This window comes from Candidatus Collinsella stercoripullorum, assembly GCF_027669965.1.
In the GTDB taxonomy this organism is placed as follows: domain Bacteria; phylum Actinomycetota; class Coriobacteriia; order Coriobacteriales; family Coriobacteriaceae; genus Collinsella; species Collinsella stercoripullorum.
On sequence record NZ_JAQECM010000016.1, the window covers coordinates 22,298 to 34,127 of the forward strand.

The 11,830-nt window shown below is 70.9% G+C and carries 10 protein-coding genes and 2 tRNA genes; 10 read left to right on the forward strand and 2 right to left on the reverse strand.

Going from position 1 to position 11,830, the window contains the following annotated elements:
- Window positions 1-16: 16 nt before the first annotated feature.
- From modB to PHA29_RS05140, 4 genes are all read left to right on the forward strand, one after another.
- On the forward strand, window positions 17-1,606 hold the full coding sequence (gene modB, locus PHA29_RS05125; protein ID WP_270848471.1) for a molybdate ABC transporter permease subunit: 1,590 nt from the start codon (window positions 17-19) through the stop codon (window positions 1,604-1,606).
- A gap of 1 nt (window position 1,607) precedes the next feature.
- On the forward strand, window positions 1,608-2,687 hold the full coding sequence (locus PHA29_RS05130) for a sulfate/molybdate ABC transporter ATP-binding protein (RefSeq protein WP_270404965.1): 1,080 nt from the start codon (window positions 1,608-1,610) through the stop codon (window positions 2,685-2,687).
- A gap of 201 nt (window positions 2,688-2,888) precedes the next feature.
- A complete protein-coding gene (locus PHA29_RS05135) occupies window positions 2,889-4,052 on the forward strand; it encodes a double-cubane-cluster-containing anaerobic reductase (RefSeq protein ID WP_270848474.1) in 1,164 nt (387 codons plus the stop codon).
- A 42-nt stretch (window positions 4,053-4,094) separates the two neighbouring features.
- Window positions 4,095-4,874 carry an acyl-CoA dehydratase activase gene (locus PHA29_RS05140; RefSeq protein ID WP_270848476.1) on the forward strand — a complete coding sequence of 260 codons (780 nt, stop codon included), beginning with the start codon at window positions 4,095-4,097 and terminating at the stop codon, window positions 4,872-4,874.
- A gap of 313 nt (window positions 4,875-5,187) precedes the next feature.
- Here PHA29_RS05140 and PHA29_RS05145 read toward each other — a convergent pair.
- Together PHA29_RS05145 and PHA29_RS05150 are read right to left on the reverse strand one after the other, a co-directional pair.
- Window positions 5,188-5,261, reverse strand: a tRNA-Gly gene (locus tag PHA29_RS05145).
- Between the two features lie 4 nt (window positions 5,262-5,265).
- Window positions 5,266-5,342: transfer RNA gene (locus PHA29_RS05150), tRNA-Pro, on the reverse strand.
- A 194-nt stretch (window positions 5,343-5,536) separates the two neighbouring features.
- Here PHA29_RS05150 and PHA29_RS05155 point away from each other — a divergent pair.
- The 6 genes from PHA29_RS05155 (at window position 5,537) to gdhA (ending at window position 11,669) form a co-directional block, all read left to right on the forward strand.
- Window positions 5,537-6,376, forward strand: coding sequence for a formate/nitrite transporter family protein (locus PHA29_RS05155; RefSeq protein ID WP_270848478.1), 840 nt, complete (start codon window positions 5,537-5,539; stop codon window positions 6,374-6,376).
- Between the two features lie 243 nt (window positions 6,377-6,619).
- Window positions 6,620-7,282 carry a sulfurtransferase-like selenium metabolism protein YedF gene (gene yedF / locus PHA29_RS05160; RefSeq protein ID WP_270848479.1) on the forward strand — a complete coding sequence of 221 codons (663 nt, stop codon included), beginning with the start codon at window positions 6,620-6,622 and terminating at the stop codon, window positions 7,280-7,282.
- A 103-nt stretch (window positions 7,283-7,385) separates the two neighbouring features.
- Window positions 7,386-8,528: an aminotransferase class V-fold PLP-dependent enzyme gene (locus PHA29_RS05165; protein WP_270405599.1), complete on the forward strand. Its 1,143-nt coding sequence runs from the start codon at window positions 7,386-7,388 to the stop codon at window positions 8,526-8,528.
- Window positions 8,529-8,574: 46 nt separating this feature from the next.
- A complete protein-coding gene (locus PHA29_RS05170) occupies window positions 8,575-8,817 on the forward strand; it encodes a DUF3343 domain-containing protein (RefSeq protein ID WP_270405598.1) in 243 nt (80 codons plus the stop codon).
- A 38-nt stretch (window positions 8,818-8,855) separates the two neighbouring features.
- The gene (gene selD / locus PHA29_RS05175; protein ID WP_270848481.1) at window positions 8,856-9,908 is read left to right on the forward strand and encodes a selenide, water dikinase SelD; all 1,053 of its coding nucleotides are present in this window, start codon (window positions 8,856-8,858) and stop codon (window positions 9,906-9,908) included.
- A gap of 405 nt (window positions 9,909-10,313) precedes the next feature.
- The gene (gdhA, locus tag PHA29_RS05180; RefSeq protein ID WP_270848483.1) at window positions 10,314-11,669 is read left to right on the forward strand and encodes an NADP-specific glutamate dehydrogenase; all 1,356 of its coding nucleotides are present in this window, start codon (window positions 10,314-10,316) and stop codon (window positions 11,667-11,669) included.
- The last annotated feature ends 161 nt before the right edge of the window (window positions 11,670-11,830 follow it).

Below are 11,830 nucleotides of genomic sequence, written 5' to 3' on the forward strand. Positions count from 1 at the left end.
GCGGTATACTTCCGGCATGCCAGGTCCCGTCAGACATATCCCATCCGCGGCGCCGGCGCGCAGCCGGCGCCGGCCCGCTCAGGCGCTCGCGGCCCTCTGCGCGCTCGCGCTCGCCCTCTGCGCGCTGCTGCCCCTCGCCGCGCCCGCGCGCGCATGGGCCGATGGCGCCGCGGGGTCGGCGGGGGACGGGCGGCAGGCCCAGGAGGACTCCGCCCTCGACGAGGAGGCGGGGTTCGGACTCAACGGGTTCATGCGCGCGAACCGCGGCGCCCAGCGCCCGGTGGACGGCACGGACCTGGGGTACCGGTTCCCGCTCACCGAGGGCGCGACGCTCGTGGCGGTGCACACGCAGGAGTCCGTCCTGGTCTACGTGGACGAGGACGCCGCGGCGGAGGCCGGGTTCTCCCCGGACGACCCGGACGACGCCGAGGCGCTGTTCGAGCTGGTCCGCCAGCTCGACGAGAGCCATTCGCGCGGCGGCGAGCTGCTGGGGGACCAGCGGAAGACCTGGACCGTCTCGACCGGGGGCGAGGCCGTCGAGGGCGCCTACCGCTTCCTGTTCTGCGTGGAGGCGGGCGAGGGGCGCTACGCCTCGGTGCAGCCCGCCGAGCTGCCGCAGGGGAGCGCTCCGTCCGACGCCGCCGACGCCGCCGGGCTCGATCTGGGCGACGGCGCGCTGTGGGTCGACAGCGCGCGTCTGGTGGCCGCCGGGGACGTGGACATGGAGACGGTCCCCACCTGGTGGGACGGCGTCCGGTCGTTCTTCACGTCGCTCGACATGCGCCCGCTGTGGGTATCGGTCAAGACCTCGGCGGTGGCGCTCGCCGTCACCTTCGTGCTGGGGCTGCTCGCCGCCTGGCGGACCATGGGCACCTCGAGCCGCCTCAAGGGCCTGCTCGACTCGGTGTTCACCATCCCCATGGTGCTGCCGCCCACCGTCTGCGGCTTCCTGCTGCTCCTGCTGTTCGGGCAGTCCACGGCCGTGGGCCGCTTCCTGATCGATCACGGGATCGCGCTCGTGTTCACCTGGCCCGCCGCCGTGGTGAGCGCCGTCGTGGTGAGCTTCCCGCTCATGTACCGCACCGCGCTCGGCGCGTTCGAGGGGCTGGACGCGCAGATGCTCGATGCGGCGCGCACCCTCGGCTGGTCCGAGGGGCGCATATTCCGCCGCCTCATGATGCCGCTCGCCTGGCCGAGCATCGCGGCGGGGACGGTCCTCGCGTTCGCGCGCGCCATGGGCGAGTTCGGCTGCACGCTGTTCTTCGCCGGCAACTACGCGGGCGAGACCCAGACGATCCCCATCGCCATCTACTTCCAGTGGATGGGCGGCAACACCGAGGTCGCGCTGTTCTGGGTCGTCGTGGTCATCGCGTTCAGCTTCCTGGTCGTCCTGTTCATCAACATCTACACCGCGCGGTCGCAGTCCTACCGCCGCCGCGGCCTCACGCGCGCCGAGCGCCGGGCGCTGTCCCGCGCCGGGGAGGACGGCTCCGCCCGCGACGGGGACGCGCTGGAGGAGCACGGCGGCGACGCGCTGCGCATCGACCGCGATGCCCTGGCGGCGCTGCTGCTGGGCGACGACGCCGCGGAAGGCGGGGTGAGGTAGCATGTCGCTCTCCCTCGACATCGTCAAGCGCTACCCCGGGTTCACCCTCGACGTCGCGCTCGAGGCGGGCGATGAGCGCATCGCCCTGCTCGGCGCCTCCGGGTGCGGGAAGAGCTGCACCCTGCGCTGCATCGCCGGGGTCGAGCGGCCCGACGAGGGGCGCATCGAGGTGAACGGCGTGACGTTCTTCGATTCGGAGCTCGGGATCGACCTGTCGCCCCAGCAGCGCAAATGCGCCCTGCTGTTCCAGAGCTACCAGCTGTTCCCCAACATGACGGTCCTCGACAACGTGCGCGCCGGGATGGACCCCGCGCTGCCGGCGGACCGCCAGCGCGCTGACGCGCGGCGCTTCCTCACCATCTTCGGGATGGACCGGTTCGCCGACCGCTTCCCCGCGCGGCTGTCCGGGGGCCAGCAGCAGCGCGTCGCGCTCGCCCGCATGCTCGCGGCGCGCCCGGGAATCCTCATGTTCGACGAGCCGTTCTCGGCCCTCGACGCATATCTCAAAAGCGCCCTCGAGCAGAACCTGCTCGACGTGTTCTCGGTGGTCCGGCGCACGGTGCTGTACGTGAGCCACGACATCGACGAGGCGTGCCGGCTCACCGAGCGCATCGCCGTGATGCACGACGGGCGCATCGAGGAGACCGGGACGGCGTCGGATATCGTCGAGCGTCCCCAGACCCTCGCCACGCTGCGCCTGACGGGCTGCAAGAACACGAGCCCGGCGCGCAAGGTGGGGGATTGTGAGGTCGAGGCGCTCGACTGGGGGATGACCTTCGATGTCGGCCGCCCCGTCCCCGACGACGTCTCGTACCTGGGAATCCGCGCCAACTACTTCCATACCGACCGCGAGCGCGCCGGCGGCGCCCGGGGCCGCAACAGCTACGACCTGCGCGTCGCGCGCGTGAGCGATTCGCGCTTCGAGCGGCTCGTGCTGCTCGACGTCCCCCGTGCCGACGCCCCGAGCCGCCTGCAGTGGCGCCTGCGCAAGGTGGGCGTGCCCGAGGCGGACCTCCCGCATGAGGGCGACGTGCTGCCCATGCACTTCGACGCCTCCCGGATCCACCTCGTCTGCCGCTGAGGCGCCGCGCCGCCGGGGAGCCGGGCGCAGCGAAGGCGCCGTGCGCCGTACCGAACCGAGCCGTTCGCCGATTCACCGGATACGTCCCTACCGTCCGAAAGAACGATAAAAAATAATTATCGTATTAATCGCACGCTGCGCGTCGGAGACGGCCGCTGCCCGGGCGCCCGCATCACGGCGCCCCGACGAGAGGGGACCGACATGACCGATGCCGACCGCTACCCGCTGCCGCGCACGTTCGAGGAGTTCAACGAGCAGCGCCGCCAGAGCTTCATCCGCGTGAAGGACTACAAGCAGGCCGGCGGCCGCTTGATAGGCTACCTGTGCAGCTACACGCCGCTCGAGGTGATCGACGCCGCGGGCGCGGCGGGCGTGGCGCTGTGCGGCACCTCCGACGAGGTCATCCCGCAGGCCGAGCGCACCCTGCCTGCCAACCTCTGCCCGCTCATCAAGTCGACCTACGGTTTCGCCGCATCCCAGAAGTGCCCGTTCACCTACTTCGCGGACCTCATCGTGGGAGAGACCACCTGCGACGGAAAGAAGAAGATGTACGAGCTGCTCGACGAGCTCAAGCTCACGCACATCCTTCACCTGCCCCAGGGGCGCGACCGCGCCTACGAGCGCGAGGCCTGGTACGAGGAGGTCCGCCTGCTCAAGGACCGCTTGGAGGAGCTGTACGGCGTGGAGATCGGGGACGATGACCTGCGCGCCGCCGTGCGCCGCCGCAACCGCATGCGCCGCGCCATGGTGGAGCTGTATCGCCTGCAGGCCTGCGAGCCGCCGGCGATGAGCGGCGTGGAGCTCATGAGCACCATGTTCGCCGCCACGTTCAGCTTCGACGTGGAGGAGTTCACCGTCAAGCTGGAGGCGCTCGCCGCCGAGCGCCGCGCGCAGTACGAGGCGGGCGAGCGCCCGGTCGCCGTCGACGCCAAGCGCATCCTGGTGACGGGCTGTCCCATCGGCGGCGTCATCAACAAGATCGGGCGGACTGTCGAGCGGAACGGCGGCGTGGTCGTGTGCGCCGACGACTGCTCGGGCGAGCGCACCCAGGCGGCGCTCGTGGACGAGGATGCCGACGACATCCTGCGCGCCATCGCCGACCGCTACCTCGATATCAACTGCTCGGTCATGACGCCCAACGCCGCGCGCATGGACAACACGCTCGCCATGGTGGAGCGCTACCGCGTCGACGGCGTGATCGAGAGCGTGCTCACCGCCTGCCACACCTTCAACGTGGAGGCGGCGCTCATGGAGCGTGCGGTCGAGGGCGCGGGCGTGCCCTATCTCAAGGTCGAGACGGATTACAGCGGAGGCGACCAAGGGCAGATCGACACGCGCATCGCCGCCTTCATCGAGACGCTGTAGGGTCTAGGCGATGCGGAGAGCTGGGAACGGGAGGTGCCGCCCATGGCTGATGGCTTCGGCATCGGCGTCGATATAGGCTCCACGGCGACCAAGGCGGTCGTGCTGGGGGGCGACGGGGACGTCGTCGCCACGGTGCTCGAGCCCACCGGGTTCTCGAGCGTGGACGCCGCCGAGCGCGTTCGAAGGGCGCTTCGGGACCGGGGCTTCGAGGTCGGGGAAGCGGGCTCGGCTCGCTGCGTGGCGACCGGGTACGGCAGGATCGCGGTGCCGTATGCCGACGACGTCGTGACCGAGATCACCTGCCATGGCATCGGGGCCTCCCGGCTGTTCGGGGGCGATGGGGTCGTGGTGGACGTCGGGGGGCAGGATACGAAGGTCATCAGGCTGCGCGGCGGGCGCGTCGTGAAGTTCGCGATGAACGACAAGTGCGCGGCGGGCACCGGCCGGTTCCTCGAGATCATGGCCGACCGGCTCGGTGTGTCCCAGGAGCGGCTGAGCGCCCTGGCGCGCATGGGGAGCGAGACGAAGATCTCGAGCATGTGCACGGTGTTCGCCGAGAGCGAGGTGATCTCCCTGATAGGCCGCGGGGTCGCACGGGAGGATATCGCGCGCGGGGTGATCGACTCGGTCGTCTCCCGCGTCTCCGCGCTCGTCGGGCAGGCCGGGGCCGGGGCCGACCGCGTCTTCCTGACCGGGGGTCTGTCCGAGAACGCCTTCGTCGCGGAGCGTCTGGGCGAGGCGCTGGGGGCTGCCGTGGTCACCTGCCCCATGGCGAGGTACGCGGGGGCGCTGGGGGCGGCGGTGCGCGCGCTCGACTCGTGAGGGACAGGATGTCTGCTCTTGTGGGCGGGCCCCCTGCTCGCCCGGCCTCGCGACCTCATCGGTTCGATCCCCGGCCCGCGGCAGCAAGAAGCCCGGCACCGCGAGGGTACCGGGCTCGTGCATCTGTTGGAGCGGGCGACGGGAATCGCGTCCGCCTGCGGCGTCCGCATGCTCCGGGCGGCTCGCGCCGCCCTCGCGCGCTCGCTGGCGAACGCTCGCGCGTTCGCTCAGCCTCGCGACCTCATCGGTTCGATTCCCGGCCCGCGGCGGAGAAAAGCCCGGCACCGCAAGGGTGCCGGGCTCGTGCGTTTCTTGGAGCGGGCGACGGGAATCGAACCCGCGTCATCAGCTTGGAAGGCTGAGGTTCTACCATTGAACTACGCCCGCGATATGGTCGGGACGACAGGATTCGAACCTGCGACATCCTGCTCCCAAAGCAGGCGCGCTACCAAACTGCGCCACGTCCCGAAGGTGTTGAGCAGCTAGCGGTCTTCGACCTGTGCTAGTCCCAAGGAACACCGATTATAGGCCATGCCACGCCCCGGGGCAACCGGGCTTCGCGTTTCATGGGCCCCGTTCTGCCCGCGCCCGCACCGTGAGTTCGCTACCATGGGGACGGGGGCGATCGCCCCGCGGCCGACGAGCGGAAAGAAGATGGTTCCATGGTAGATCGGAGCAGCGAACGGGTCGTTTCACCGGAGTGCCTCACCCCGGCGCAGATCGAGGCCAAGGCGGAGGATGCCGCCGTCGCCAAGGTGCGCCTCGGTGCCGCGTGCGCGTTCGTCCTCGCGATGTTCGCCGGCGCGTTCATCGCCTTCGGCGGGTTGTTCTTCACGGTTTTCCTCTCGGATACGACCCTCAGCTGGGGGCCGCAGCGCGTCGTCGGGGGGCTGTGCTTCTGCCTGGGCCTCGTCCTCGTGCTGCTGTGCGGCGCCGAGCTGTTCACCGGCAACGCGCTCATGGTCTGCGCCCTGCGCTCGCACCGGATCTCCGCATCGGAGCTCGCCCGCAACTGGGCGATCGTGTGGCTCGGCAACTTCGCGGGCGCCCTGGCCGTCGCGGTGCTCGTCTTCTTCGCGGGCATCTACAAGCTGAACGGCGAGGCGGTCGCGACGTCCATGGTGTCGGTCGCCGCCGGGAAGGTCACGCCGGACTGGGCGACGCTGTTCTTCCGCGGCGTCCTGTGCAACGTGTTCGTCTGCCTGGCGGTGTGGATCGGGTTCGCCGGCAAGACGGTCGTCGACAAGGTCGTCGGCATCCTGCTCCCCATCTCCGCGTTCGTCGCATGCGGCTTCGAGCACTGCGTGGCGAACATGTACTTCCTGCCCATGGGCGCGCTCATGGTCGCGTCGGGGTACGGCGCCGACGTCGCGGGCGCCACATCGCTCGACATCGCGGGCATCCTCTACAACCTCTCCGCCGCAACCCTGGGCAACATCGTGGGGGGCGCCCTGATCGTCGCGCTCGGGTACTGGTTCGTCTACCATCGCACGGGGGAGTAGCGCGGGCGCCGGGTGGCTGCCCGGGCACCGGGCCCCCGGCGGGCGGCGCAGGCGTCGGGTGGTCGGCGGTGCGCCGGGTTCCCGGGCTCCGTCCGCGCGGCGGGGTCGCCGGCGCCGTTCGGCAGAGCGTCGGCGGCCCGCGGCCCGGCACGGCGGCGCGCGCGGTATACTTGGCATGCTAACAAATTATTATCGAGCGGTGCCGACCGGACATGCCGGGGCACCGGCGAGAGGAGCGCATCGATGATCGTGATCGACGCCTTCGGCGAGACCTGCCCCAAACCCGTGATCCGCGCGATGAAGGCGCTGGCCGAATCCGGGGCCGATGGGAGCGTCCGCGTCCTCGTGGACAACACCGTCGCGGTGGAGAACCTCAAGCGCCTCGCCGCGAGCAAGCAGGGGAGCGCCGAGGTCGCCGAGGTCGAGGGCGGCTGGGCGGTCACCGTCTCCGGCGTGCCCGCCGAACTCGCCGGGAACCCGCAGGGGACCGACGCCGCGCTCGCCGAGGCGGGTATCGCCTGCCCGGTCCCGGGAGACGGGGACGCCGCCGCCCCGGCGCCCGTCGCGCGCCGGCAGGTCACCGTGTTCGTCGGCTCCTCCACCTTCGGGCAGGGCGCCGAGGAGCTCGGACGCATCCTCATCAAGGGGCTGGTCTACGCCTTCTCCCAGGCGGACGAGGTCCCGCACCGCATCGTCTTCTTCAACGACGGGGCTCGCCTGACCTGCGAGGGCTCCGAGATGCTCGATGACATCCGCGAGCTCGAGCGCCGCGGGTGCGAGGTGCTCACCTGCGGCACCTGCCTCGATTTCCACGGCATCAAGGACCGCCTCGCGGTCGGCGGGGTCACGAACCTCTACGCCATCTCCGAGATCGCGCTCGGCCCGGACAAGGTCGTCACGCTGTAGCGCCTCGCCCCGTCGACGCGCCGGGCGCCGTCTGCCATGCTCCGGCCCGTGCGCGCCGTCTTCGGTACCGCGCCCGCCCTTCGCGAGATGACGAGGAGCCCGTATGATCTACCTCAACAACGCCGCGACCACCGTGCAGAAGCCGCCCGCCGTCGCCGAGGCCGTGGTGGCCGCCATGGCCGGCGCGGGCAGCTGCTCGCGCGGCGCCGCGGACGACGACCTGGCCGCCGCTCGCTCGGTCGCCTCCGCCCGCTCGGGTATCGCGCGGCTCATCGGCTTCGCGCATCCCGAGCGCGTCGCGTTCACCCTGAACGCGACCATGGCGCTGAACACGGCGATCTTCGGCCTGCTTCGGCGGGGTGACCATGTCATCACGACCGACTTCGAGCACAACTCGGTGCTGCGCCCGCTGCACGAGCTCGAGCGCCGCGGCGTCATCGAGCTCGACTACCTGCCGGCGGACGCCTCGGGGCGCCTGCGCATGGAGGAGCTCGACGGCCTGTTCCGCCCGAACACGCGCGCCGTGGTGGCGACGCACGCGTCAAACCTCACCGGCGCCGTCACCGACGCCCGCGCCCTCGCGCACGCGGCGCACGCACGCGGCGCCCTGTTCGTGCTGGACGCCGCGCAGACGCTGGGGGCGTGGCCGGTCGACATGGGCGCCGTCGGCGCGGACGTCGTCTGCTTCACGGGCCACAAGGGCCTCATGGGCCCGCAGGGCACCGGCGGGCTCGCGGTGGCTCCGGGAGTCGACGTGGCGCCGCTCGTGCACGGCGGGACGGGCGTGAGGAGCGCCGACCCCTTCCAGCCGGATGCGTACCCGGAGCATCTGGAGGCGGGGACCGTGAACGCGCAGGGCCTCGCGGGCCTGGCGGCGGCGCTCGGGTTCATCTCCGAGACGGGCGTCGACCGCATCGCCGCGCACGAGACGGCGCTGCGGGCGCGGTTCGTCGAGCGGGTGAGGGGGCTGGACGGGTTCCGGGTCCTCGGCGGATCCGATGGACACGACCACACCGGGGTGGTGGCGCTCGACGTCGCGGGGGAGGACTCCTCGCGCGTGGCCGATCGGCTCGCCTTCGAGTTCGGGGTCGCGACGCGCGCCGGCCTGCACTGCGCCCCCCGGATGCACGCCGCGCTCGGGACGCTCGGGCGCGGGGCGGTCCGGTTCTCCTTCGGCTGGTTCACCACCGAGGACGATGTGGACGCCGCGGCGGACGCGCTGGCAGCGATCGCCGCGGGAAGATAGGGCGCAGTCCCGCGGGGGGCCGCGGGGCGACGGAGGGAGGAAGCCGATGGGACGGGGGCGCACCGCGCGCACGGTCGTGGCGTTCGCGAGCACCTTCGACGCGATGGAGGCGGAGCGGCTCTGCCGCGAGGCCGGCGTCGAGGGCAGGATCATCCCCCTGCCCGTCGAGATCACGGCGGAGTGCGGCCTCGCCTGGTCCATGCCGCCCGGCGACGACGCGCGCGCCGCGTTCGACCGCGCGGTCGCGGGGCATCTCGTCCCCGAGGGGATCTACCGGTTGATGCTGTGAGGGCGCCGGCGGGACGGCGCACGGGAAGGACGGTCGCTATGGAGACGCAGGTCAAACTCACGAAGCTCGCGGAATGCGCGGGCTGCGGCGCCAAGGTCGGCGCGGGCGAGCTCGCCCGCCTGTTCGAGGGGTTCCCGCAGGTGACCGATGGGAACCTCCTGGTGGGATTCGACCATGCCGACGATGCGGCCGTCTACCGCCTGCGCGACGACCTGGCGATCGTGCAGACCCTCGACTTCTTCCCGCCCATCGCCGACGACCCGTTCACCTTCGGCCAGATCGCCGCGGCGAACGCCCTGTCCGACATCTACGCCATGGGCGCGCGCCCCGTCACCGCGCTGAACATCATGGCAGTGCCCGAGGACATGCCCTCCGACGCGGTTCGCGAGATCCTGCGCGGCGGCGCGACCAAGGCGGCGGAGGCCGGCGCGGTCGTGGCGGGCGGGCACAGCATCTACGACCCCGAGCCCAAGTACGGCCTGTCCGTGACCGGCGTGATCGACCCGGCGCGCCTGCTGAGGAACGACACGGCCCGTCCGGGGGACGAGCTCGTCTACACCAAGCCCGTGGGCATCGGCATCATCACGACGGCGCTCAAGGGGGGATTGGCGGGCGAGGGGGACCGCGCGCTCGTCGAGAGGGTCATGTGTACGCTCAACCGCGCCGCGGCGGAGGCCGCCGCGCCCTTCCGGGTGCACGCCTGCACCGATATCACCGGGTTCGCGGTCCTCGGCCACTGCCTGGAGCTCGCGCAGGGCGCGGACGTCCGGGTCACGCTGCATGCCGATGCGTTCGAGTTCCTCCCCGGCGCGCTCGATCTCGCCGCCATGGGGATCCTGCCCGCGGGAGTGTACCGCAACCGCCGCTACGCCGAGGCCGAGGTGTCCTTCTCCGACGGCGTCCCGCTCGCCGTCGCCGACGCCCTGTTCGACCCCCAGACATCCGGCGGCCTGCTGTTCGCGGTCGACCCGCGCGACGCCGACGCGCTCGTCGAGGCCCTGCGCACGGCGGGGGAGGGCGTGCCGGCGGTCCAGCGCATCGGCACGGTGGGGCCCTACGAGGGCGGCGCGCGCGTGCTCGTGCGCCCCTAGGCGCTTCTCCACGTCGACGTCCCTGGTCGCGCGCAGCGGGCTGCGGCGCGGTCTGCCATAGCCGGGGACCGCCCCATGACTGCGTGGACCGCCCCGCCCGTCATCGCTGGCCGCCATGCCGGGAAGGGTGCATAGGGAGGGGCCCTCCTCCAGCTCGTCGCCGACGCGCCCTGCATATCCGCGCTCGCGAGCCCGGAGCGGGACCGTTCGCGAAACGGAGACGAAATGGAAACTTCTTGAAACAGTCGCGTAACCAAACGGCAATCTTGGCGTATCGAGAAACACCCTGAGCAGGAAAAACGTAACGGGGCCGAAATCACACGGACTCTTTCTCACTAAAGCATCGGGTATCCCGTAGTACGATGTGCAGGCAAATTCCAGCATTGCATATCAAGGGGGATGAATATGAACTACGCCGAGAGGGTCATCGCCGAGCTGCGTGAGCGCTATGCCGACCAGCCCAAGTTCCTGCAGGCCGCGACCGAGGTCCTGGAGACCATCGAGCCCGCGCTCGAGGCCCATCCCGAGTTCGAGGAGGCCGCGCTGCTCGAGCGCCTGGTCGAGCCGGAGCGCACCGTCATGTTCCGCGTCCCGTGGACCGACGATTCCGGCAAGGTCCAGGTCAACCGCGGTTACCGCGTCGAGTTCAACTCCGCGCTCGGCCCCTACAAGGGCGGTCTGCGCTTCAACCCCAAGGTGAACGTGGGCATGCTCAAGTTCCTCGGCTTCGAGCAGATCTTCAAGAACAGCCTGACCACGCTGCCCATGGGCGGCGGCAAGGGCGGTTCGGACTTCGATCCCAAGGGCAAGTCCAACCGCGAGATCATGGCGTTCTGCCAGTCCTTCATGACCGAGCTCTCCCGCCATATCGGCCCGAACACCGACGTTCCCGCCGGCGACCTGGGCGTGGGCGGCCGCGAGATCGGCTACCTGTTCGGTCAGTACAAGCGCCTGAGGAACGAGTGGAGCGGCGTGCTCACGGGCAAGGGGCTGTCCTTCGGCGGCTCGCTCGCCCGCAACGAGGCGACCGGGTACGGCCTGGTGTACTTCGTGGACGAGTACCTCAAGTCCCAGGGCGACTCCTTCGAGGGCAAGACCGTCGTGGTCCACGGCTCGGGCAACGTCGCGATCTACGCCATCCAGAAGGTCTCGCAGCTCGGCGGCACGGTCATCGCCGCCTGTGACACGAAGGGCTGGATCGAGGACGCCGAGGGCATCGACTACCGCGTGCTCGAGGACATCTACAACAAGAAGCGCTCCGGCCACGACCAGGGCGTGAGCCTGGCGCTGTACGCCGACGCCTGCCCGGGCGCCGTCTGGCACGAGGGCGACGGGCGCGGCGTGTGGCAGCTGCCCTGCGATATCGCGCTGCCCTGCGCGTTCGAGAACACGCTCACGCTCGAGGACGCCCAGGCGCTGGTCGCCAACGGCTGCCGCATCGTGGGCGAGGGCGCCAACATGCCCACGACGCCCGATGCGACCGTCTACCTCCAGCAGAACGGGGTCGCCTTCATGCCCGGCAAGGCCGCCAACGCCGGCGGCGTGCTGGTGAGCGGCCTTGAAATGAGCCAGAACGCCGAGCACCTCTCCTGGACCTTCGAGGAGGTCGACGGCAAGCTGGAGACCCTCATGCGCGGCATCTTCCACAACGTGGACGACACCGCCCGCGCCTACGGCCACGAGGGCGATTTCGTGACCGGCGCCAACATCGCCGGCTTCCTGAAGGTCGCCGACGCCATGATGGCGCAGGGCATCTGCTAGGCTCCGCCTGAGGTCGTTCCACCCGTACGGGAGGCCCCCGTCCCATCGCGGTCCGATCGCGCCTTCGGCGCTCAGAGGACCGCGATGGGACGGGGGCCTCCCTTGTCTCCGCCCTCGGCTCCGCGGCGGGGGATTCGAGCCGGGGTGCGCCCTTTCCCGGT